Raw genomic sequence first — 22,722 nt, forward strand, 5'->3', positions numbered from 1 at the left:
GTAGACTCGAACGACGCTCGGGAAAGGGGTGTGGATGTCTCGACTGTCATCGATCAGCGGCCCCCGCGACCTCGACGCGCTCGATATCGGCGAGTTGCGAGAGCTCGCCGAAGAGATCCGCGGGTTCCTCATCGAGAACGTCTCCAAGACCGGGGGCCACCTCGGTCCCAATCTGGGCGTCGTGGAACTGACGATCGCGCTCCACCGAGTCTTCGACTCGCCGGACGACCCGGTGATCTTCGATACGGGTCACCAGTCATACGTGCACAAGCTGCTCACCGGGCGGCAGGACTTCTCCGGACTCCGCACACGCGAGGGGCTCGCGGGCTACCCCCAGCGCGCAGAGAGCGTGCATGACGTGGTCGAGTCTTCGCACGCATCGAGTTCGCTCAGCTGGGCGGACGGCGTCTCGCGAGCCTTGACCCGCACCGGCCGCGCCGACAGGCACGTCGTCGCCGTCGTCGGCGACGGCGCCCTCACGGGGGGCATGACGTGGGAGGCGCTCAACAACATCTCCGACGACAATGACCGCAATCTTGTGATCATCGTCAATGACAACGGGCGCTCGTATGCTCCGACCATCGGCGGGATGGCGCGCTATCTCAACCGGATGCGCACCGGCGAGGCGTACCGCAACCTCTACGAGAGCACGGGAACCCTGTTCGCCCGGCTCGGGCCGGCGGCGCGGGCGGTGTACCGCGGCGTCCGCGGCGGCACGCACGGATTCCTGTCGCGATTCGCGAACAACGCCGCCCTGTATTCCAACCTCGACATCAAGTACCTCGGCCCGGTCGACGGGCACGACCTCGAGGCGATGATCGAGACGCTCGCCCTTGCCAAGAGCTACGGCGCGCCGGTGATCGTTCACGCGATCACAGAGAAGGGCCGCGGTTACGCGCCCGCACGTGAGGACGAGGCCGACCAGTTCCACGCGGTCGGCAAGATCGACCCGCTGACGGGCGAGACGATCGGCGGGTCGACCAGCACGGCGTGGTCCGACGTGTTCGCTCAGACACTCGTCGAGATCGGTGAAGAGCGGGAAGACGTCATCGCGATGACCGCCGCCATGTTGCGTCCGACGGGTCTCTTGCCGTTCGCGCAGCGCTTCCCCGACCGGGTCTACGACGTCGGCATCGCCGAACAGCATGCGGTCGCTTCAGCCGCCGGGATGGCCTTCGGCGGCATCCACCCCGTCGTGGCGATCTACGCGACGTTCATGAACCGAGCGTTCGACCAGGTGATGATGGATGTCGGACTCCACCGCGCGGGGGTCACGTTCGTACTCGACCGCGCCGGCGTGACCGGGCCCGACGGTCCGAGCCATCACGGCATCTGGGATCTGGCCATGCTGCAGCTCGTGCCGCACATCCGGATCGCGGCCCCGCGCGATGCGACCCGGCTCGACGAGGCGCTGCGTGAGGCTGTCGCGGTGGATGACGCGCCGACTGTCATCCGATTCCCCAAGGGGGCGGTCGGAGAAGAGCTCCCCGCGCTCGAGCGGCTGCACGACGGCACGGACGTCCTGTGGCGAAGCGACTCGGAAGACGTGCTGCTCGTCGGCATCGGGCCCATGGCGCATCTCGCCGTCGACGTGGCGGGGCGCCTTCGCGATCAGGGCATCGGCGCCACAGTCGTCGACCCCCGCTGGGCGGTGCCGGTGAGCCCGTCGATCGTGGCGCTGGCTGCGCGCCATCGCCTCGTCATCACGATCGAGGACGGCATCCGCGTCGGGGGAGTGGGTACCCGCGTGCGGCAGGTCCTGCGCGAAGCGGGTGTCGACACCGCCGTCGACGAGCTCGGTCTTCCCGATGAATTCATCGCGCACGCCTCCCGCGAGCAGATCCTCGAGGATGCCGGGCTCACCGCCGCGAAGATCGCCCAGGACGTCGTCGCACAGGTTCTCGGCACCCGCATTCCCGTCGCCCGCCCGGCGAAGGACGACGGCTCCTGGCTCATGTCAGACATCTCACCCGACACGGCACCGCCACGCGGACTCGAGCGCGGCGACTGACACGCGGGAGCGCCCGCCGGTACGAACACGCGGCGGGTTCCGTGAGGGGAATGAACAAGGGGCGGATGCCGCAGCATCCGCCCCTCACCATCGTCGCGGTGTCTCGCACTATCGCGAGGCGATGCCCACGATCTTCGGCGTGTGGAACGACCCGCCGAATGCGCGCTCGGACGCACCCTCACGGTCGAGGTAGGGCGAGGCCCCGCCATCGATGAAGGGCCATCCGGCCCCGAGGATGAGGCAGAGGTCGATGTCCTCGACCTCCGGGACCACTCCCTCGTCGAGCATGAGCTTGATCTCCTCGGCCAGGCCCTCCTGGACGCGGGCGAGGATGTCGGCCTCACTGGAGGGTGTGGAACCGACTTCGCCCTTGAGGACCTTCTCGGCCGCCTTCGACCATCCGGTCACCCTGCCGCTCTTGTCCTTCTCGACGACCTCCGGCAGCTCAGCGAGCTTGTGGAAGTTCTCGGACGCGAAGAAGCGGTCAGGGAAGGCATGCGCCATCGTGTCCTGCACGTGGGCGGCGACCTTCCAGCCGACCAGATCGATCAGCTGGAAGGGTGTCATCGGCAGCCCCAGAGGCCCGAACGCCTTCTCGACCGTCAGCAGCGGCGTCCCCTCGTAGACCGCGCGTGCGGCCTCGCCCATGACTTTGGCCAGCAGGCGGTTGACCACGAATCCAGGGGCGTCCGCCGTGAGAACCGCGTTCTTGCCGAGTCCCTTCGCGACCACGAACGCCGTCGACAGGGCCGCGTCGTTCGTGGCGGGCGTCTTGACGATCTCGATGAGCGGCATCACGGCGACCGGGTTGAAGAAGTGGAAGCCCACGAGGCGCTCGGGGTGCTCGAGCTTCGCCCCGATCTCCTCGACCGACAGTGACGAGGTGTTCGTCGCCAGGATCGCATCGGGCGCGATGATCTTCTCGATGTCGCCGAACACCTGCTGCTTGACGCCGACCTCTTCGAAGACAGCCTCGATGACGAAGTCGCAGTCCGCGTACTCGGTCTTGTCGGTGGTGCCGTGAATGAGACCGCGGAGCTTGTTCGCCTGGTCGCCGTCGATGCGGCCCTTGGCCTCGAGCTTGCCGATCTCGTCACGGATGTACGAGAGACCCTTGTCGACACGCTCCTGGTCGAGGTCGGTGATCAGCACCGGCACCTGCAGGCGGCGGACGAACAGCAGAGCGAACTGGCTCGCCATCAGCCCGGCGCCGATGATGCCGACCTTCGTGACCTTCTTCGCGAGCGCCTTGTCCGGCGCGCCGACCGGCCGCTTCGCTCGCTTCTGCACGAGATCGAACGCATACATGGATGCGGCGAACTGGTCACCCGTGACGAGTTCGGCCAGAGCCTCATCTTCGCGTGCGAAGCCCTCTTCCCTCGTGCCGCTCTTGGCTTTGTCGAGCAGCTCCAACGCCGCGTACGGAGACTTCGGCACCGTGCCGATCCGGCTCTCGAGCATCCCACGCGCCATCTTGATCGCGATGGGCCACTTCGTGAGCCGTTCGAGCTTTCCCGGCTCGTTCTTCCGCGTCACCTTCACGGTGCCGTCCAGGACATGATCGGCCCAGCGCAGCGAGTCCTCGAGATAATTCGAGGCCGGGAAGATCGCGTCCACGATCCCGTAGTCGAACGCCTGCTGGGGCTTCAGCATCCGGTTCTGCTTCAGCGGGTTCGAGATGACGACTTCGAGCGCGTTCTCGATGCCGATCAGGTTCGGCAGCAGATACGCGCCGCCCCAGCCCGGGATGATCCCGAGGAAGACCTCGGGAAGCGCGATCGCAGCGGCAGAAGCGTCCACCGTGCGATAGGTCGAGTTCAGCGCGATCTCGAGCCCGCCGCCGAGAGCCAATCCGTTCACGAAGGCGAAGGACGGAACACCGAGTTCGGAGAGCCGGCCCAGCACATGATGGCCGAACTGTGCGACCAGACGCGCGTTGTCTTTCGAGCCGACCTTCGTGATGTCGCTGAGGTCGGCACCCGCCGCGAGGATGTACTGCTTGCCGGTGATCCCCACCGCCTGGATCTCACCGGCGGTCGCTCGGGCCGCGAGGCCGTCGAGGGTCTCGCTGAGTTCCTTGAGGGTCGCCGGTCCCAGGGTGTTGGGCCGGGTGTGATCGCGCCCGTTGTCGAGCGTGATCAGGGCGAGCACCTTCCCGGAGGAGAGGCGGATGTCTCGCACCGGGGAGTGCGTGACCACTTCGCCGTCGGTCATCGCGAGGATGGGGCTGAAATCGACCTTCGAGTACTGATCGGGAGCGTGGTTCGTCATCCGCTGTGCCCTACTTCCGCTTGCCGTTGTAGTGCGGGTTCTCCCAGATGACCGAGCCGCCCTGGCCGAGGCCGACGCACATGGCCGTGAGGCCGTAGCGGACGTCGGGGCGCTCGGCGAACTGGGCGGCGAGCTGGATCATGAGCCGGACGCCGGAGGCTGCGAGGGGGTGCCCGAGGGCTATCGCGCCGCCCCATTGGTTGACCCGCGGGTCGTCATCGGCGATGCCGAAGTGATCGAGCAGCGAGATCACCTGGATGGCGAAGGCTTCGTTGAGCTCGAACAGTCCGATGTCATCGATCGTGAGCCCCGCCTTCCGCAGCGCCTTCTCTGTCGACGGGATCGGGCCGATGCCCATGATCTCGGGCTGGACGCCGGCGAAGGCGAACGAGACCAGCTTCATCTTCGGCGCGAGACCGAATTCCTTGACGGCGGCACTCCCCGCGAGGAGGCTCACCGTCGCCCCATCGGTGAGCGGCGACGATGTGCCCGCCGTGACACGGCCATGCGGACGGAAGGGCGTCTTCAGACCCGCCAGGCCCCCCATCGTGGTCTCGGGCCTGCGGCCCTCGTCCTCCGTCGCAAGACCCCACGCGCCGTCGTCGCCCTTGATCGCGACCGACACGAGGTCGGGCTGGAACTTGCCCGCTTCGTAGGCCGCCTGGGCCTTGTGCTGGCTGAGCATGCCGAACCGGTCGGCGCGCTCCTTGGTCAGCTCGGGGAACCGGTCGTGGATCCGCTCAGCCGTCAGTCCCATGTTCAAGGCATCCGGGCTGACGAGCTTCTCAGAGACGAATCGCGGATTCGGATCGACATTGCTGCCGTCCAGAGGGTGACGACCCATGTGCTCCACGCCGCCCGCGAGAGCGAGGTCGTACATGCCGATCCCGATCGCACCGGCCATCGTCGTGACGCTCGTCATAGCGCCCGCGCACATCCGGTCGATCGCGAAGCCCGGGACGGTCAACGGGAGACCGGACAGGATCGCGACGGATCGACCGAGGGTCAGGCCCTGGTCGCCGGTCTGCGATGTCGCGGCCAGCGCGTAATCGTCGATGCGATCACCGGGCACCTTCGGGTTGCGCTCCATCAGCCCGATGGTCGCCTTCACCGCCAGGTCGTCGGATCGGGTATTCCAGTACTGGCCTTTTTCGCCGGCGCGCCCGAACGGGGTGCGCACTCCATCGACGAAGAAGACGTCCGAGATCTCGGCCACTCTGCCTCCAAAACTAGGGGTTCGACACCAGCCTAGGTTCGGCGCGCACAGGCCCGGCATCGGTTGGGCTGAACCTACGAATCGTCCTCCGGAGCCGCCGGAGCCACTTGCAGGGATTCCACAAAGGCATCGGCAATCCTCTGTGAGGTTTCCTCAATCTGCCAGGGCCGCGCGCCGAGACCCGCCAGCGCTTCACCGATGCTGTTCGCGCTGCCGTCCGACGGCGGCGCCCATGCGACGCGACGCAGAAGATCGGGGGTGAGGAGGTTCTCCGTCGGCATGTGCATTTCCGCTGCCCTGGCCTCGACGGCGATCCGCGCGGCTTTCAGGCGCGCATCGGCTTCGGGATTGCGGTCCGCCCACGCGCGCGGCGGCGGCAGCGTGTCGCCGCCCGCGCCGCGTTCGGAGGGAAGATCGGTGGTTGCTCTCCCCGACTCGATCGCGGCCCACCAGCGATCGAGCTGGCTGCGGCTGGCTCGGCCGGTGAAGTCCTTCAGCTGCGCGAGCTCCTGCCGGGAGGCAGGGTCGGCGAGCACGGCGGCGATGAGCGATCGATCGGGCACGAGGCGGCCGGGAGAGACGTCCTCGGCCTTGGCGTACTCCTCGCGGGCGATCCACAGAGCACGCGCGACCGCGAGCGACCGCCGGCCGCGTACCGTGTGCAACCCGCTCAGGCGCCGCCACGGATCCTCTCGGACGGGGCGCGGCAGTCGCGTGCGGACGGCTTCGAACTCCTCGGCGGCGAGGGCTGTCTTGGACTGTTCGGCGAGCTCCGCGGCGAGCACGTCGCGCACGTCGATGAGGTGCTCGACATCCAGCGCCGCGTACTCCAGCCAGGATTGCGGGAGCGGGCGCGTCGACCAGTCCGCGGCGGAATGCGCCTTGGCCAGCGTGATGCCGAGCGTGTCCTCGACGACGGCACCCAATCCGACTCGTTCATGGCCGAGCAGACGCGCGGCGAGTTCTGTGTCGAAGATCGACGGCGGTTCCAGGGCGAGCTCGCGCAGTGACGGAAGGTCCTGGCTCGCGGCGTGAAGCACCCATTCGACATCCCCGATCGCCGCTTGCAACGGAGCGAAGTCGCCGATCGGGGGCGGGTCGAAGAGGAAGAACCCGGCGCCTCGACGGAACACCTGGATCAGATAGGCGCGCTGCGAATAGCGGAATCCCGAGGCACGCTCGACATCGACGGCCACCGGGCCGTTGCCCGCGGCCAGCAGAGCAGAGGCCTCGCGCAGGCCGTCGGCATCCGCGATCACCACGTACTCGGGAGCGGGATGGTCAGTCGGAGGCAGTTCAGTCACGTGTCGTCCTCTGGGGTCCGAGCAGCGCGATGCCCTCGGAGCCCGGAGGAAGACCTCCGAGCATGCAGACCAGTTCGGCCCACGCTTCGACGTGCGGGGTCATGCTCCCGGACGGCGACCACGAGGCGCGGAGCTCGATCTGGGCGCCGTCACCCTCTTCGGCGAGAGAACCGAAACCCTTCGAGAGCGTCTTGGTCGCAGTTCCGGATGCCGAGTGATACACGGCACCGCGCGAGTCGAGCGCATCGATCAGCCACGACCACGCGACGTCGGCGAGCAGCGGATCCGTGCCGATCTCAGACTCCAGCGGTGCCTGCGCGAAGCATACGATGCGCCATGCACCGTTCCACGCCGCAGGCTCATCCGCATCGTGCAGCAAGATGAACCGGCCCGTGCCGTACGGGGAGTCGCCCTCGGCCTCGGGGCGGATGTCGCCGGCGAGAGCGATCGCCTCGGGGGCGACACCGGCAGGCGCCGGGATCTCGCGCACCACGAGATCGTCGCGGAAGGCGGTGCTCCGCACCTCGGCCGCCGCGTGGGCGAACGACAGGGGAGCCGCCGGGAGACGATGGTCAGCCACGTCGACAGACTAGAGTGAGGCCTCGATGCTCGTCCCCAGGCGCGCCGCGACGCGCGGTGCCACTCCCCAGCTCCTCGCCCCTCCGATCCTTGCCGCAGTGAAGACGGCGGTGACCGTTCTCAGCGCGGCGTTGGTCGCCGTATTGGCCGCACTCACCGTCACGTCCGTGCGTGTCGCCCGAACGGTCGTGACCCCCGCGGGGCGGGTGCCCGACACCCGCATCCTCGGGCTGGACACCGCAGCGCAGACGATCACCCTCTCGAGCACGCCGGACTCGCGCTTGCCGGGGCGTTACGGACTCTTCACCACCGGCACCGAGCAGTACGTGAAACTCGGTTCGGTGCTGGCCGAGGATGCCACGACCGTCAAGCGCAAGCTCCTCACTCACATCGGCACCGAATCGCACCTGGCGGCACAGGCGGCATTCAGCGGCTGGTACTTCGCCCGGCCGGAAGAGCTGCACCTGCCCTTCACATCAGAGCTCATCGGTTCCCCGTCGGGTCCGTGCCCGGCGTGGCTGTTCCCTGCCGCCGTCGACACCGATGTCTGGGTGATCCAGGTGCACGGGCGCGGCACGACCCGGTCGGAGTGCCTGCGCGCGGTACCGGTCTTCCACGAGCTCGGGATCACCTCGCTCCTCGTGTCGTATCGAAACGACGGAGAAGCGCCGCGGAGCCGGGCAGGCACCTACGCGCTCGGGGCGACCGAATGGCGGGACGTCGAGGCGGCTGTGGTGTTCGCCCGCCGACGCGGCGCCCGCCGGGTGATCATCATGGGCTGGTCCATGGGGGGCGCGATCGCCCTGCAACTGGCGCTGAATTCGCCTCACCGCGATGCGATCGTGGGCCTCGTGCTCGACTCGCCAGTGCTCGATTGGCGCCTCGTGCTGTCGTATCAGGCAAAGCTCCTGCATCTGCCGAGCCCTGTCACGGGTCTCGCGCTGGGGGCGCTGGGCGCCGACTGGGCGACAGCCGTGACCGGCACGGGTGCCCCGATCCCGTTCGATCGGCTCGATGTGGTTTCGAGGGCGGCGGAGCTGGAGCATCCGATCCTCATCCTGCACAGCGACGACGACGGCTTCGTTCCCTCAGACGCCTCGCACGACCTGCTGACCGCGCGTCCCGACCTCGTCGAGCTCGAGGTCTTCGAGGTCGCTCGCCACACGAAGCTGTGGAACTACGACCAGGAGAGGTGGAGCGACAGCATCCGTTCCTGGGTGCTGCGCCAGGGGCTCACTCCCGCGCACGCAGCCGCAGAAAGCTGAAGCCCGCTTCGTCCACGAGCATGCCGGCGACCTCGGTGCGGGGTCGGCCCTCGGCCGTGACGCTGAGGAACGGTGCGTGCGCCGGTTCGATGACCGGTGCGACGCTCACGCAGTATTCGTCGATCACCCCCGCCGCGGCGAACTGCGCGGCGAGCGTCGGGCCGCCCTCGCACACCACGCGAGTGAGTCCTCGCGCGGCGAGCGCGTCGAGGATCGCCCGCGGACTGAGATGCGCATCTCCCGCCACGGGTACCACGACGGCGCCGTAGGCGGCAGCGCTGCGCGAGACCTCGTCGGCGACGGTGGCCGGGCAGATCAGCAGCACGCGGTCAGATTCGGCACCGGGCTCGAGCGAGAGCCTGTGTCCTGCGAGCCTGCCCGAACCGGTGACGATCGCGAGCCGTGCCGTGCGGGGAACCACGTAGCCCTCCGCGCGCACGCTCTGTGCCCCGACGACGACGACGTCGGCATCCCGTCTGATGACGCCGAGGATGCCGCGGTCGATGCGGCTCGTGAGTGTCTCGCTCGTCCCGTCCTCGCCTGCGGCAGAACCGGTGAGACTCGTGATCATGTTGAGGCGTACGTACGAACCTTCGCGGGCATAGCGTGCCCGCAGCCATTCGCGACCGTGCTCGGTGGCGACATCCGCCGCGGAGAGACTGCGCGGCACCACCTCGGTGACCAGCAACGGCGCGTGGGTCATCGTGACGGGCTCAGGCGGCGATCTTGGCGCGCACCTGGCGCTTGGCCCGCATCAGCATTCCCGTCATCCCGGAGATGCGCAGGGGAGACACGGCCCGCGTCAGCCCGATGCTCTGCGGGAAGTCGTCGGGGATGGCGAGGACCTCATCCGCCTGCAGACCGGTGATCCCCTGGGCGAGGATGCTCGCGAAACCACGGGTGGTGGGTGCCTCCATGGGCGCGGTGGCGTGCATCGCGACGACCCCGTCGTCGTCGACGTCGACGACGATGTACACCGGCGACTGACACTCGACGACGCGCTCGCACAGTTCCGGATGCCCTTCGTACTCGGGCGGGATCGGCGGCAGCTCGTAGGCGAACTCGAGCAGAAGCTGCAGCCGGTCGGGCTCCGCGAGCGCGAGGAAATCGTCGCGGATCTCAGCGAGAGCGGCGGGAAGAGGCGTCTCGGTCATCTTCGCCATCCTGCCACGGTGCCGGATGCTGCGCTCCGCGCGGCCGGCGCGCGTTCGAGAGAGATCAGCGGGCGACCGGCGCGAGTCCGGGTTCGGAACCCGTGACGATCGGCACGCGCACGGCACTGCCCCACTCGGTCCAGGATCCGTCGTAGTTGCGCACATTCTCGAACCCGAGCAGGTGGTTGAGCACGAACCAGGTGTGGCTCGAGCGCTCTCCGATGCGGCAGTAGGCGATGACGTCGTCCCCGTCGGCGAGCCCGGCACCGTCGCGGTAGATGGCGTCGAGCTCAGCGCGGGGCTTGAAGCCGCCGTCCTCGGCGACCGCCTTGGCCCACGGCACGTTCTGGGCGGAGGGGATGTGCCCGGCGCGCAGTGCGCCCTCCTCGGGGTAGGCAGGCGCGCTGGTGCGCTCTCCGGAGAACTCCTCGGGGGAGCGGACGTCGATGAGGGGGTGGCCGAAGTGCGCCAGCACGTCGTCCTTGTAGGCGCGCAGCACGCTGTCGTCGCGCTCGACGACCGGGTACTCGGTCGTCGGCCGGGTGGCAGCATCCGTCGTCGTGGGGCGTCCCTCGGCGAGCCACTTGTCACGGCCGCCGTCGAGCAGTCGCACGTCTTCGTGGCCGAACAGCGAGAACACCCAGAGCGCGTACGCAGCCCACCAGTTGTTCTTGTCGCCGTAGATCACGATCGTGTCGTCGCGCGCGATGCCCTTGCGGCTGAGCAGGTCGGCGAATCCCGCACCGTCGACGTAGTCGCGCACGACAGGGTCGTTCAGCTCGGTGTGCCAGTCGACCTTGACTGCGCCGGGGATGTGGCCGGTCTCGTAGAGGAGCACGTCCTCGTCGGACTCCACGATCACGAGGCCCGGCTGACCGAGGTGCGCCTCGAGCCACTCACCGGTGACGAGTCGTCCTGGCTCGGAGTACTCGGCGAACTTCGCGGATGTGGTGTCGTATTCGACGGGCACGGGGGCTCCTCGGGGGAATGTTCACGGTTCGGGATCGCTCACGGCGACGGCGTAGGGTTGTCACCGCCCCTTCGACCCTAATTTCCCGGGCCCGGGCATGTACCCATTCCGTAAAACTGCGACACAGGATTGCGCCATGACCCCGACAGCCGCAGCGGCCGGTATCGTCCACATCGGCCAGCGCGCCCCCCAGGTGTCGGGCGCCGAGATGGTGGCGGCGCTCGTTCCGCCTCCGCAGTTCAACGGAGCGACCTTCGAGTCGTATCGAGTCGACCCCGCCTTCCCGTCGCAGCAGGAGGCCAAGGAGAAGCTCCTCGCCTTCTCGGGGGCGACTTCCGTCGTCGCGGAGCGCGCGGGGTTCTTCCGACGGGCCAAGAAGATGCCCGAGACCAAGCCGGGCGTGTACCTCGACGGCGGGTTCGGTGTCGGCAAGACGCACCTGCTCGCGGCGATCTACCACGCGATGCCCGCACGCCGGAAGTACTTCGGCTCGTTCATCGAGTACACGGCGCTCGTGGGCGCGATGGGCTATCAGAAGACCGTCGAGCTCTTCCGCGGCTCCGACCTGCTCTGCATCGACGAGTTCGAGCTCGACGATCCGGGCGACACGATGGTGATGACGCGTCTCCTCGGCGAGCTCGTCTCCAGCGGGACCCGGCTGGCTGCGACATCCAACACTCCGCCCAACGCCCTCGGCGAGGGGCGCTTCGCGGCGCAGGACTTCCTTCGCGAGATCCAGTCGATGAGCGCGAGCTTCGAAACCATCCGCATCGACGGCACCGACTATCGCCAGCGCGCGCTCGACGGTCACGCCGGAGTGCTCACCGACACGGAGTACGAGCGGGCCGTGGCGGATGCCGCGGCTACGGGCCTCGCCTCCGACGACCCGTTCGCCACACTCATCGAGCACCTGGCGCACGTGCATCCCAGCCGCTACCTGCGGCTGCTCGACGGGCTCGTGCAGATCGGCATCCGCGACGTGACCCAGCTGGAGGACCAGTCGTCGGCCCTGCGATTCGTGGCCTTCATAGATCGCGCCTACGACGCGCAGATTCCGATTCGAGCGACCGGACTGTCGCTGGATCAGGTGTTCGGCGACGAGATGCTCGCCGGCGGTTATCGCAAGAAGTACCTCCGCGCCACCTCGCGACTCATCGCACTCACGCACTCCTAGGCCCGGCTCGCCCTTTTCACGGCCCCCACGGTGCTTCGCGAAACGCGATGTTTACACGGCAGGGCCATGCGTAACCGTTCGGAAACATGCCTTCGACCGTCGCGGTAACCGGGGCTGTACACACTGGGGTCACCCGACGCTCTATTCCTGCGTCCCTGCAGAGAGGTTCTCCCCGAGATGGATCAAGGCAACACCGCATTCATCCTGCTAGCCGCAGCGCTCGTGCTGCTCATGACACCCGGCCTGGCGTTCTTCTACGGTGGGCTCGTGAAGGCCAAGAGCGTGATCAGCATGATGATGCTGAGCTTCGGCGCCATGGGCCTGATCGGCGTCCTGTGGGTGCTCTACGGCTTCTCGATCGCCTTCCCGGCGACGAGTGCAGGGACCATTCAGTCGCCCTGGGCGATCGACCCCTCCGAATTCGGACTCGAGTCGCTCCTGACCACGCCTGAGGGAGCCGCCTACCCGCCGCTCGCCTTCGTCGCCTTCCAGGCGACGTTCGCGATCATCACGGTCGCGCTCATCTCCGGTGCCATCGCCGACCGCGCCAAGTTCGGCGCGTGGATGATCTTCGCCGCCGTCTGGGCGACGATCGTCTACTTCCCGGTCGCGAGCTGGGTGTTCAACTTCGGACTCGACGCCGACACCGGAGCCTTCAGCTACGGCGGCTGGATCACGTACGGTCTGCAAACCTGGATCGGAGTGGGTGCGATCGACTTCGCAGGTGGCACGGCCGTCCACATCAACGCCGGTGCCGCAGCCCTCGCCCTCGCGCTCGTGCTCGGCAAGCGCGTCGGGTTCCAGAAGGGCATCACCGTCCCGCACAACCCGCCGTTCGTGCTCCTCGGCGCGGGACTCCTGTGGTTCGGCTGGTTCGGGTTCAACGCCGGTTCTGAGCTCGCGGCCGACAACACCGCTGCGATCGCGTTCGTCAACACGATCGCCGCTCCGGCAGCCGCGCTGCTGGCCTGGCTCGTCGTCGAGAAGATCCGCGACGGCAAGCCCACGTCGGTCGGTGCCGCATCGGGCGCCGTCGCCGGCCTCGTCGCGATCACCCCGGCGTGTGCCGCGCTCAACCCGATCTGGGCGATCCTGCTCGGCATCATCGCCGGTGCGGTCTGCTGCCTGGCCGTCGACCTGAAGTTCAAGCTCGGCTTCGACGACTCTCTCGACGTCGTGGGTGTCCACCTCGTCGGTGGCCTCATCGGAACGCTGTACATCGGCTTCTTCGCCAACAACACCGGCCTGTTCGTGGGCGGCGACGGACGACAGCTGCTCGCTCAGGCGATCGCGGCCTTCGCCGTGCTGGTGTACTCGTTCGTGCTCGCCTTCGCGATCGGCTGGGTCATCGAGAAGACGATGGGCTTCCGCGTCAAGAACGAAGACGAGATCGCCGGTATCGACACCGTGGTGCACGGTGAAGAGGGCTACGTCCTGACCGACGTCAAGGCCTGATAGCCCGCACAGATCATCGAAGGGGCGTCGCGATCACTCGCGGCGCCCCTTCGCTGTGCACGCCTTCTGCGACGCTGTGGCCTGATCCGCACCGAGACAGGAGGAATCGCCGAGACAGGATGAATTCGGCGTAGATCGTCCTGTGCTCGTGCGTCCTCCTGCGTTCGTGCGGGCGGGGCGTCGGTATCGTGGATACGTGGCGCAACGTACGGGGTTTCTGGGGCTGATCTCGCGACTGTTCGGCTCGACGTCTACCCGGTCGCCGTCGCCGTCGCCGCGACCCGCGGCTCCGCAGGTCGGCCGCAGCGGCTCCACAGCGACGAGAGAGATCGTCCCCCCACCGGCGAACGCGCTGCGGATCGCATACGCGCCGCAACCCGACGGCGACCCCGACGCGGGCGAGATCATCTGGACCTGGGTGCCCTACGCCGAGAACGACGGGCGTGGCAAAGACCGGCCGGTGCTGGTGATCGGCCGCGAGTCGGCCGACCGCGTCTACGCGGTGAGGTTGACCAGCAAGGCCCACGACGGCGACAGGGACTTCCTGCCGATCGGCGCGGGAGCATGGGATGCTCAGGGCCGCCCTTCGTGGATCGACATCGAGCAGCTCTACAGCGTGCATACCGCGGGCATGCGGCGCGAGGCATCCGCTCTGGATCTCGATCGATTCGTGCGCGTCGCAAGCGCTCTGCACACGCGCTACGGGTGGGCCGTCGGCAACTGACGACACGAGTCGTCCGGCAGAATGAGGCGATGGACCACGACTCACCGGCCGATGCGTTCGAACCCGCAGCAGAGCACCTCGATGTCACGATCGTGGTGCGGCCCGGAAAGTCGGGGACGAAGACCCTTCGAACCCTGGTGAACTTCGCAGCGGCGGCGTTCACCGGAGATTCTGACCCGATGGTCGCAACCCGCCACGACCTGCTCGTCACCCGCCGTGAGACGGGCGGCGAGATCCTCCGGATCGGTGCCGGCACCCTCATGCAGGCGGATGGGCTGCTCCAGCACGTGCGCCGAGATCTCGAGACGAAGACCGTGGGGGAGTTTCTCGCCGAATGGCGGCTGCCGGACACCGTCGCCGAATGAGGCGGCGAAGCGACGAATCAGTGTGGGCGATACCGGACTCGAACCGATGACCTCTTCCGTGTGAAGGAAGCGCGCTACCAACTGCGCCAATCGCCCGTCGGCCCGTAGGCCGGTTACCGATGTTACCGGAAGACGGCGGATGCCACGAACGCACGGCGCCCGACACGCAGGCCCTCACACGGTTTGGCGAGGCGCTCACGATCGGCTAAAGTCTTACGAGTGCCCGGAGCAATCCGGACATGCGGATGTAGCGCAGTTGGTAGCGCACAACCTTGCCAAGGTTGGGGTCGCGAGTTCGAGTCTCGTCATCCGCTCGAGTGAAGTGTTCCTCCTTCGGGAGGATCGTGACACGTGGGGTCAAACCACAAAACACGGTGGCGTGGCCGAGCGGCTAGGCACCGGCCTGCAAAGCCGTTTACACGGGTTCGAATCCCGTCGCCACCTCCAGCTCCGCAATCTCCACTCTTCAAACTCAATATCCCTCACGGGCGCGATTGGCGCAGCGGTAGCGCGCTTCCCTGACACGGAAGAGGTCACTGGTTCGATCCCAGTATCGCGCACACACGAAAACCCCCCGGATTTCCGGGGGTTTTTCGTTTTGGCGGGTGGGCTGTCGGGAAGCACGCTCAGTTATCCCCAGATCTTTCTCGCAGCCCAGGCCCGGGACCGCGGGGGTGCAACGATGCTGGGTATGGACCGATCGCACGCAGCGGAACGAAGAACCTCCTCGGCCTGGTGGGTGGCCGTGCTCACGGCTCTCGTCATCGCATCCCTCGCCGTAGCCACCTGGCTGATCAGAAGACCGTCTGGCTTCTGGTGGGAATCGGCGTGGATGGCTCCCTCCGGGTGGATCTCTACCCTGGGACTCGCTTTCGGCACCGTTGTCGCGGTCGTCGCCGGCAGATCCTTGCTTCGTCGTCCGTCGGCGGCGGTTCTCGCCGCCTTTGCCTGCGGAATGGCGTGCTTTGTCTTCTCCGCGACAGTCTTGATCTTCTGAGAGAAACCTCTTCGGCGCATCCGACGCTGAGACGGTCCCGCCGGCATGCCATGATTCCCGGAGGGCACTGACCGGATCTGCACGCTGGAGGACCTGTGGCCGAGACGTACTACACCCACGGACTGCGCCGGATGACGGGTCGCAGCATCGGGGGAGAGCATCGCCCCGCCACCTCACTCGAGCTCATCTTCGACCTCACCTTCGTTGCGGCGTTCGGAGTCGCCGGGAGCGAACTGGCGCACGGGATCGCTGTCGGCCACTGGGCCGCGGCGGTCGGGGGGTTCGTGCTGGCGATGGGCGCGACCGTGTGGGCCTGGATCAACTACTCGTGGTTCGCCTCCGCGTTCGACACCGACGACTGGCTGTTCCGCGTCATGACGATGGTCCAGATGTCGGGGGTCATCGTCCTGGCGATCGGCATCCCGCCGATCTTCGCGTCGGTCGACCAGGGGCAGCCGCTCGACAACCACATCCTCGTCGCCGGCTACGTCATCATGCGTCTCGCGATGGTGGCCCAGTGGCTCCGCGCGGCGCACGGAGACCCGAAGTACCGCTCGATCGCACTGACCTATGCCGTGTTCGTCACCGTCGCCCAGATCGGCTGGGTGATGACCGCGATCCTTCCCCTGGACGTCACATGGACGCTCCTGGCCGCCGTCCTCCTGTGGATCCTCGAGTTGTCGGGGCCGCTCGTGGCTGAGGCGAACGGCATCAAACAGGGCATCGGCACGACTCCCTGGCATCCGTTCCACATCGCAGAGCGGTACGGACTGCTCGCGATCATCGCGCTCGGCGAGACCGTGCTCGGCACGCTCGCGGCGGCGCAGGCGATCTCAGGGTCTGCGGGGTGGACGATCGACGCGGTTGTGGTGATCGGGGCGGGCGTGGCGCTGACCTTCGCCCTGTGGTGGACGTACTTCCTCCTCCCGTCAGCGCCTGTGCTCGCCGTCCGGCGTGATCGCGCGTTCCCGTGGGGCTATGGGCACGTCCTCGTGTTCGGCGCGATCGCCGCCGTCGGGGCGGGCCTCCACGTGATCGGGTACTCATTCGACGAGCACTACGAGGTATCCACTGTCACGGTGATCGTCTCCGTTGCCGTGCCCGTTCTCCTGTACCTCGCTTCGCTGTTCGCGATCCACGCGTGGCTGGTTTCCGGGCTGCCGCGCAACAGCCTGTCGCAGGTGTCCACGATGCTGCTTCCCGTGCTCGCGATCGTCCTTGCGGCGGTCGGGTGGCCACTGTGGGCATGTCTGCTCGTGGTGCTCGCCTCACCGGTGCTGTTGATCGTGACGTATGAACTCGGCGCCTGGCGTACCCTCGCCGCCCAGCTCGACCGCGTGCTCGCGCGCGCCGAGGCCCGCTGAGCGGCATCCCGATGTCAGCGCTGGCCGACAGCATCCGCACCTCTCTCCGTCACGCGTCCGACCCCGCGCGAGCGCCGGCGCAGCAGGCGTACATGAAGTCCGCCATGCCCTATCTCGGTGTCAGCGTGCCGCTTGCCCGGCGGATCGCGCGCACCGCCGCGCGATCCGTTCCCGACGCCGACGCGATCCTCACTGCGGTGCGCGAGCTGTGGGATGTCGCTGCGGCGTCCGAACCGCACTACCGCGAAGAGCGCTACGCGGCGATGGCACTCCTCGCGATCCCGGCGATGCGAGACGACCCGCGGATGCTCGCGACGATCGAGCACATGGTGCGGACCGGCCGGTGGTGGGACTACACCGACGAGCTCGCGCACCGCGTCGCGGACGAGCTCGACGAGCGCCCCGAGGCGACCGCGGCGATCGTGCGGCGCTGGGCCTCCGATGACGACCTCTGGATGCGGAGGATCGCGATCATCGCGCAGCTCGGGCGGAAGGACCGGGTCGATCGCATGCTGCTCGCCGACGTGCTCGCACCGAACCTCGACGACCCCGAGTTCTTCATCCGGAAGGCAATCGGCTGGGCGCTCCGCGACCTCGCCCGCGCCGATCCCGAATGGGTGCGCGGCTACGCCCAGGAACACGCCCTGAGTCCGCTCAGCCGTCGCGAAGCGCTCAAACACCTCGGGTCGTAGACTGTGCGCATGGGATCCGAGAGCAGCGCACGCATCGTCGGTCCGCGCGCGACCCACGCGGGCGTGCACGGCACGCGAACGCGCCGGGCCTGAGCGGGCAGGGCGCTGTGCGCGCCCGAAGCTGAGTAGCCTTGATCGCAGCCACCCTCTGGAGAGTTCCCTTGACTGACGTCGCCCTCCCGTCGGACGTGTCCTACCCCGCCGACGGCTTCGCACTGTTCCCCGACCGTTCCGTGATCGCCATGCGCGTGAACGGTGAGCTGAAAGACCTCGCGGCGAAGGTCGCCGAGACGGATGCTGTCGAGCCGGTCTCGATCGAGAGCCCCGACGGTCTGAGCATCCTGCGCCACTCGACCGCGCACGTGCTCGCCCAGGCTGTGCAGCGGATCAACCCGCAGGCCAACCTCGGCATCGGGCCGCCGATCACGGATGGCTTCTACTACGACTTCGGCGTCGACGAGCCCTTCACCCCGGAAGACATCAAGGCGATCGACAAGGAGATGCAGCGCATCGTCCGCGAGGGGCAGCGCTTCGTCCGGCGTGTCGTGACTCCGGACGAGGCGCGCGCCGAGATGATCGCGGAGCCGTTCAAGCTCGAGCTGATCGAGCTCGCGGGCGGGCCCGGTTCCGGCGCCGACGCGGCCGAAGGAGCCAGCGCGGAGGTCGGGGCAGGCGAGCTCACCATCTACGACAACGTCACCCGCGACGGCGAGACCGTGTGGAAGGACCTCTGCCGCGGTCCGCACGTGCCGAGCACCCGGATGATCGGCAACGGCTGGGACCTCACCCGCATCGCCGCCGCGTATTGGCGGGGGAGCGAGAAGAATCCGCAGCTCCAGCGCATCTACGGCACCGCGTGGGCGAGCAAGGACGATCTGCGCGCCTACCAGGAGCGGCTCGCCGAAGCAGCCAAGCGCGACCACCGCCGTCTCGGTAAAGAGCTCGACCTGTTCTCGTTCCCCGAGGAGATCGGCTCCGGCCTGTCGGTGTGGCATCCCCGCGGTGGGATCGTCCGCCAGGAGATGGAGCAGCACGCCCTCCGCAGGCACAAGCGCGCCGGGTACACCTACGTCTACACCCCGCACATCACGAAGAAGGATCTCTTCATCGAGTCCAACCACCTCGTCACCTACAAGGAGGGCATGTTCCCGCCCATCCGGATGGACGAGGAGCGCGACGCGCAGGGCGAGATCACCAAGCAGGGCATCGACTACTACCTCAAGCCGATGAACTGCCCGATGCACATCCTCATCTACCGCGAGCGTGCCCGGAGCTACCGCGACCTGCCGATGCGATTGGCCGAGAACGGCACGGTCTACCGCAACGAGCTGTCCGGCGCGCTGCACGGACTGACCCGGGTTCGCGGATTCACCCAGGACGACGCGCACCTGTTCGTCACCCCCGAGCAGCTCGAGGGCGAGGTGGCGAACGTGCTCGAATTCGTGCTGTCGCTCCTGCGCGACTTCGGGCTGAGCGATTTCGAACTCGAGCTGTCGATGCGCGACGACGAGAAGTCGAAGTGGATCGGCGACGAGCAGCACTGGGCCGAGGCGACGGACGCCCTGCGGCGGGTCGCGCTGGCCAGCGGGCTGAAGCTCACCGAGGTCGCCGGGGAGGCCGCGTTCTACGGCCCGAAGATCGACCTGAAGGTCAAGGACGCGATCGGGCGCACCTGGCAGCTGTCGACCGTGCAGCTCGACTTCAACCTGCCCGAGCGGTTCGGCCTGGAGTTCACCGATCGCGACGGACAGAAGAAGCGCCCGGTGATGATCCACCGTGCGCTGATGGGCTCGATAGAGCGGTTCTTCGCGATCCTGCTCGAGCACTATGCCGGCGACTTCCCGGTGTGGCTGTCGCCGGTGCAGGTGGTGGGCGTCCCGGTGGCCGACGACTTCGCCGACTACCTCGCAGACGTCATCTCGACCCTGCGCGCCGACGACGTGCGCGCAGAGCTCGACGACTCGGACGACCGGATGCAGAAGAAGATCCGCACCCACACCACCGGACGCGTGCCGCTCATCCTGATCGCCGGGGCACAGGACAGGGATGCCGGAACCGTGTCGTTCCGGTTCCGCGACGGCACTCAGGAGAACGGCGTGCCGGTCGCCGACGCCGTGCGCCGCATCCGTTCCGCGATCGACTCGCACGCGCTGATCCACACGGCGGACGACTTTGCCTGACGAGTCCGCCCGCGAGGACGACCGCCTCGTCGACGCGGCGACGCTGCCGGGTGTCCCTGACGAGTTCCAGCGACTGTGGACCCCGCACCGGATGGCGTACATCGCCGCGGGGCCGCAGCCGCTGCGCGACGTGTGCCCGTTCTGCGCAGCGCCGGGAAAATCGGACGAGGACGGGCTGATCGTCGCGCGCGGCGAGACGGCCTACGTGCTGCTCAACCTCTTCCCGTACAACTCCGGCCATCTGCTCGTGTGCCCGTACCGGCACTACTCGACGTACGACGAGGCGACGCCGGAGGAGGTGGCCGAGATCGGCGCGCTCACCCAGCAGGGCATGCGGACCCTCCGGTCCGTGTCACGCTGCGACGGGTTCAACCTCGGGATGAACCAGGGGGCGATCGCCGGCGCCGGGGTCGACGGCCACCTGCACCAGCACATCGTTCCCCGCTGGGCGTCGGATGCGAACTTCTTCCCGATCATCGCCAAGACGAAGGCGCTGCCTCAGTTGCTGGGGGATGTGCGCAGAACCGTCGCGGACGCATGGGCGGCCGCCTGATTCAGCGGACGCAGCGCGGGGTGAACTGCATCCGCGGATGCGCGTAGGACTCCTGCGCCTCCACGAGCTGCAGCTCGCGTTCGCCGGACGCGTGGGTGCGCTCGAGCAGGTCGTACACGCTCGACACGGTGCGCGCCAGTGCATCGGCGGCATCGCCCGATGCCACGTAGTGAGCGGTGAAGAGGGCGGCGGTCACGTCGCCCGATCCATTCGCCTTCATCGGCAGCAGCGGAGTCTGCACGACCCACGCACCTTCATCCGTGACGACCAGCATCTCGATCGTGCCCGGCTCGCGATCCGGGCGCTCCACGCTGGTCACCAGGACGGTCTGCGGACCCATCGCCCGGGCGAGATCGGCCGACGCGAGAGTGGACTCGAGCGTGTCGGGTTCGGTGCCCGTGAGATAGCCGAGCTCGAACTGGTTCGGCGTGATGATGTCGGCGGCCGGAACGACCTTCTCACGCAGCAGCACGGGGATCGCCGGAGCGACGAAGCAGCCCGACTTCGCGTTGCCCATGACCGGATCGCACGCGTACACGGCAGCCGGATTGGCGGCCTTGACGCGCGCGACGGCATCGAGGATCACCTCGCCGATCCCCTCGCCACCCTGGTAGCCCGAGAGCACCACGTCGATCTCGGGGAGGACGCCGCGTTCCTCCACTCCGGAGATGACGTCGCGGACGTCGTCGGGGCTGATCAGGGGTCCACGCCATGACCCGTAGCCGGTGTGGTTCGAGAAGTTCACGGTGTAGACCGGCAGCACCTCGACACCGATGCGCTGCAGGGGGAACACCGCCGCGGAGTTTCCGACGTGCCCGTACGCCACGGCCGACTGGATCGAGAGGATCTTCACGGTGCCATCCTTCCACCGGCGACGGACCACGGGCGCTCAGGCGGCATGGCGTGGGGGCGCCGCCGCCGCAACTAGAATCAGGGGCTATGACTGAAAGCACCCCCACTGCCTCGCTGACCGGTTCGAGTCGGGTCAAGCGCGGCCTCGCCGAGATGCTCAAGGGCGGCGTCATCATGGACGTCGTCACGGTCGAGCAGGCGAAGATCGCCGAGGATGCCGGAGCCGTGGCCGTCATGGCGCTCGAGCGCGTGCCGGCCGACATCCGCGCCCAGGGCGGCGTCTCGCGCATGAGCGACCCCGACATGATCGACGGCATCATCGCCGCCGTCTCGATCCCCGTCATGGCCAAGGCCCGCATCGGCCACTTCGTCGAGGCGCAGGTGCTGCAGGAGCTCGGCGTGGACTACATCGACGAGTCCGAAGTGCTCTCACCCGCCGACTACGTCAACCACATCGACAAGTGGGGCTTCACCGTCCCGTTCGTGTGCGGCGCGACCAACCTGGGCGAGGCGCTGCGACGCATCAACGAGGGTGCCGCGATGATCCGCTCGAAGGGCGAGGCCGGCACCGGCGACGTGTCGGAGGCGACCAAGCACATCCGCAAGATCTCGAGCGAGATCAACGTGCTGAAGTCCATGACGAAGGACGAACTGTACGTGGCGGCGAAAGAGCTGCAGGCTCCCTATGAGCTGGTTGCCGAGGTCGCTGAGACGGGCAAGCTGCCTGTGGTGCTGTTCGTGGCCGGAGGCGTCGCGACGCCTGCCGACGCCGCGATGATGATGCAGCTCGGTGCGGACGGAGTCTTCGTCGGTTCGGGCATCTTCAAGTCGGGAAACCCGGCTGAGCGCGCCGCGGCGATCGTCAAGGCCACCACGTTCTACGACGACGCCAAGGTGATCGCCGAGGTCTCTCGCGGGCTCGGCGAGGCGATGGTCGGCATCAACGTCTCGGACCTGCCGGCGCCGCACCGCCTGGCCGAGCGTGGCTGGTAGGCCTCGCGTCGGAGTCCTCGCCCTGCAGGGCGATGTTCGTGAGCACGCGCGCGTGCTCACCGAGCTCGGGGCCGATGTGTCGCTCGTGCGACGTCCGGAAGAGCTCGCCGGCGTCGAAGGACTCGTCCTCCCGGGCGGTGAGTCCAGCGTGATCGACAAGCTGGCCCGAGCGTTCGGGATGCAGGGGCCGCTGCGTGCGGCGATCGCTGCGGGCATGCCGATGTACGGCACGTGTGCTGGCCTGATCCTTCTCGCCGACCGCATCACGGATGGCATCACCGGGCAGGAGACGTTCGGGGGTTTGAACGTGACGGTGCGCCGCAACGCCTTCGGTAGTCAGGTCGACTCGTTCGAGACAGATCTGACCGTGGCGGCGCTCGGCGATCCGCCCGTGCACGCCGTGTTCATCCGCGCACCCCTCGTCGAGACGGTGGGAGACGGTGTGCAGACTCTGGCGGCGCTCCAGGACGGGCGCGTGGTCGCGGTGCAGCAGGGCGCGCTCATGGGAACGTCCTTTCATCCCGAGGTCACCGGGGAGAATCGCTTCCACGGCAGGTTCCTCGACATCGTGCGCGCCGCCTGAGCCCGACGACCTGGCGCGAT

The 22,722-nt window shown here is 67.8% G+C and carries 20 protein-coding genes and 4 tRNA genes; 15 read left to right on the top strand and 9 right to left on the bottom strand.

The features are described 5' to 3' along the window. Nucleotides 1-34 precede the first annotated feature (34 nt). Complete coding sequence (dxs, locus tag F6B43_RS02260) at nucleotides 35-2,011, top strand: 1-deoxy-D-xylulose-5-phosphate synthase (protein ID WP_150447298.1); 1,977 nt, start codon at nucleotides 35-37, stop codon at nucleotides 2,009-2,011. Between the two features lie 108 nt (nucleotides 2,012-2,119). Here the strand turns inward: dxs and F6B43_RS02265 are convergent, their stop codons facing one another. The 4 genes from F6B43_RS02265 to F6B43_RS02280 form a co-directional block, all read right to left on the bottom strand. Continuing rightward, on the bottom strand, nucleotides 2,120-4,282 hold the full coding sequence (locus tag F6B43_RS02265; RefSeq protein ID WP_150447299.1) for a 3-hydroxyacyl-CoA dehydrogenase NAD-binding domain-containing protein: 2,163 nt from the start codon (nucleotides 4,280-4,282) through the stop codon (nucleotides 2,120-2,122). A 10-nt stretch (nucleotides 4,283-4,292) separates the two neighbouring features. Then, nucleotides 4,293-5,498 (bottom strand): thiolase family protein, encoded by a 1,206-nt coding sequence (locus tag F6B43_RS02270; RefSeq protein WP_150447300.1) that lies wholly within the window; start codon nucleotides 5,496-5,498, stop codon nucleotides 4,293-4,295. A 74-nt stretch (nucleotides 5,499-5,572) separates the two neighbouring features. Beyond that, on the bottom strand, nucleotides 5,573-6,802 hold the full coding sequence (locus tag F6B43_RS02275; protein WP_425486789.1) for a ribonuclease D: 1,230 nt from the start codon (nucleotides 6,800-6,802) through the stop codon (nucleotides 5,573-5,575). Further along, on the bottom strand, nucleotides 6,795-7,382 hold the full coding sequence (locus F6B43_RS02280; protein WP_150447301.1) for a DUF3000 domain-containing protein: 588 nt from the start codon (nucleotides 7,380-7,382) through the stop codon (nucleotides 6,795-6,797). Before F6B43_RS02280 ends, F6B43_RS02275 begins: the two co-directional genes overlap by 8 nt. A 25-nt stretch (nucleotides 7,383-7,407) precedes the next feature. On the opposite strand from F6B43_RS02280, the gene F6B43_RS02285 reads away from it, so the two are divergent. Further along, nucleotides 7,408-8,646 carry an alpha/beta hydrolase family protein gene (locus F6B43_RS02285; RefSeq protein ID WP_150447302.1) on the top strand — a complete coding sequence of 413 codons (1,239 nt, stop codon included), beginning with the start codon at nucleotides 7,408-7,410 and terminating at the stop codon, nucleotides 8,644-8,646. Here the strand turns inward: F6B43_RS02285 and F6B43_RS02290 are convergent. From F6B43_RS02290 to F6B43_RS02300, 3 genes are all read right to left on the bottom strand, one after another. Continuing rightward, nucleotides 8,615-9,349: a dihydrofolate reductase family protein gene (locus F6B43_RS02290; protein ID WP_150447303.1), complete on the bottom strand. Its 735-nt coding sequence runs from the start codon at nucleotides 9,347-9,349 to the stop codon at nucleotides 8,615-8,617. The genes F6B43_RS02285 and F6B43_RS02290 overlap by 32 nt on opposite strands. A gap of 10 nt (nucleotides 9,350-9,359) precedes the next feature. Further along, entirely contained in the window at nucleotides 9,360-9,800 is a 441-nt protein-coding gene (locus F6B43_RS02295) for a SufE family protein (protein ID WP_150447304.1), read from the bottom strand. Between the two features lie 64 nt (nucleotides 9,801-9,864). Continuing rightward, complete coding sequence (locus F6B43_RS02300; protein ID WP_150447305.1) at nucleotides 9,865-10,770, bottom strand: sulfurtransferase; 906 nt, start codon at nucleotides 10,768-10,770, stop codon at nucleotides 9,865-9,867. 136 nt (nucleotides 10,771-10,906) lie between these two features. On the opposite strand from F6B43_RS02300, the gene zapE reads away from it, so the two are divergent. The 4 genes from zapE (at nucleotide 10,907) to F6B43_RS02320 (ending at nucleotide 14,488) form a co-directional block, all read left to right on the top strand. Further along, complete coding sequence (gene zapE, locus F6B43_RS02305) at nucleotides 10,907-11,944, top strand: cell division protein ZapE (RefSeq protein WP_150447306.1); 1,038 nt, start codon at nucleotides 10,907-10,909, stop codon at nucleotides 11,942-11,944. A gap of 177 nt (nucleotides 11,945-12,121) precedes the next feature. Beyond that, entirely contained in the window at nucleotides 12,122-13,399 is a 1,278-nt protein-coding gene (locus F6B43_RS02310; RefSeq protein WP_150447307.1) for an ammonium transporter, read from the top strand. A 196-nt stretch (nucleotides 13,400-13,595) separates the two neighbouring features. After that, nucleotides 13,596-14,123 carry a type II toxin-antitoxin system PemK/MazF family toxin gene (locus tag F6B43_RS02315; RefSeq protein WP_246159753.1) on the top strand — a complete coding sequence of 176 codons (528 nt, stop codon included), beginning with the start codon at nucleotides 13,596-13,598 and terminating at the stop codon, nucleotides 14,121-14,123. A 29-nt stretch (nucleotides 14,124-14,152) separates the two neighbouring features. Continuing rightward, nucleotides 14,153-14,488, top strand: a complete 336-nt coding sequence (locus F6B43_RS02320) for a hypothetical protein (protein ID WP_150447308.1) — start codon at nucleotides 14,153-14,155, stop codon at nucleotides 14,486-14,488. Between the two features lie 23 nt (nucleotides 14,489-14,511). On the opposite strand, the gene F6B43_RS02325 is transcribed toward F6B43_RS02320, so the two are convergent. Further along, nucleotides 14,512-14,584: transfer RNA gene (locus tag F6B43_RS02325), tRNA-Val, on the bottom strand. A gap of 145 nt (nucleotides 14,585-14,729) precedes the next feature. On the opposite strand from F6B43_RS02325, the gene F6B43_RS02330 reads away from it, so the two are divergent. The 7 genes from F6B43_RS02330 to F6B43_RS02360 all read left to right on the top strand — a co-directional run bounded on the left by F6B43_RS02330 (nucleotide 14,730) and on the right by F6B43_RS02360 (nucleotide 20,274). Continuing rightward, nucleotides 14,730-14,802, top strand: a tRNA-Gly gene (locus F6B43_RS02330). 59 nt (nucleotides 14,803-14,861) lie between these two features. Next, nucleotides 14,862-14,935, top strand: a tRNA-Cys gene (locus F6B43_RS02335). A 41-nt stretch (nucleotides 14,936-14,976) separates the two neighbouring features. After that, a tRNA-Val gene (locus F6B43_RS02340) sits at nucleotides 14,977-15,048 on the top strand. 532 nt (nucleotides 15,049-15,580) lie between these two features. After that, nucleotides 15,581-16,849: a low temperature requirement protein A gene (locus tag F6B43_RS02345; protein WP_246159754.1), complete on the top strand. Its 1,269-nt coding sequence runs from the start codon at nucleotides 15,581-15,583 to the stop codon at nucleotides 16,847-16,849. Between the two features lie 11 nt (nucleotides 16,850-16,860). Beyond that, on the top strand, nucleotides 16,861-17,541 hold the full coding sequence (locus F6B43_RS02350) for a DNA alkylation repair protein (protein WP_150447309.1): 681 nt from the start codon (nucleotides 16,861-16,863) through the stop codon (nucleotides 17,539-17,541). Nucleotides 17,542-17,702: 161 nt separating this feature from the next. Beyond that, the gene (gene thrS / locus F6B43_RS02355) at nucleotides 17,703-19,721 is read left to right on the top strand and encodes a threonine--tRNA ligase (RefSeq protein ID WP_150447310.1); all 2,019 of its coding nucleotides are present in this window, start codon (nucleotides 17,703-17,705) and stop codon (nucleotides 19,719-19,721) included. Then, nucleotides 19,714-20,274, top strand: coding sequence for an HIT family protein (locus F6B43_RS02360; RefSeq protein WP_211367990.1), 561 nt, complete (start codon nucleotides 19,714-19,716; stop codon nucleotides 20,272-20,274). Before thrS ends, F6B43_RS02360 begins: the two co-directional genes overlap by 8 nt. 1 nt (nucleotide 20,275) lies before the next feature. Here F6B43_RS02360 and pdxY read toward each other — a convergent pair whose 3' ends face one another. After that, nucleotides 20,276-21,127: a pyridoxal kinase PdxY gene (gene pdxY / locus F6B43_RS02365; protein ID WP_150447311.1), complete on the bottom strand. Its 852-nt coding sequence runs from the start codon at nucleotides 21,125-21,127 to the stop codon at nucleotides 20,276-20,278. An 86-nt stretch (nucleotides 21,128-21,213) separates the two neighbouring features. Here pdxY and pdxS point away from each other — a divergent pair, with 86 nt between their 5' ends. Continuing rightward, nucleotides 21,214-22,119 carry a pyridoxal 5'-phosphate synthase lyase subunit PdxS gene (gene pdxS / locus F6B43_RS02370; RefSeq protein ID WP_150447312.1) on the top strand — a complete coding sequence of 302 codons (906 nt, stop codon included), beginning with the start codon at nucleotides 21,214-21,216 and terminating at the stop codon, nucleotides 22,117-22,119. Next, nucleotides 22,109-22,702: a pyridoxal 5'-phosphate synthase glutaminase subunit PdxT gene (gene pdxT, locus F6B43_RS02375; protein WP_150447313.1), complete on the top strand. Its 594-nt coding sequence runs from the start codon at nucleotides 22,109-22,111 to the stop codon at nucleotides 22,700-22,702. Before pdxS ends, pdxT begins: the two co-directional genes overlap by 11 nt. Nucleotides 22,703-22,722 lie beyond the last annotated feature (20 nt).

It is taken from the genome of Microbacterium rhizomatis, assembly GCF_008710745.1.
GTDB classification, from domain to species: Bacteria; Actinomycetota; Actinomycetes; order Actinomycetales; family Microbacteriaceae; genus Microbacterium; species Microbacterium rhizomatis.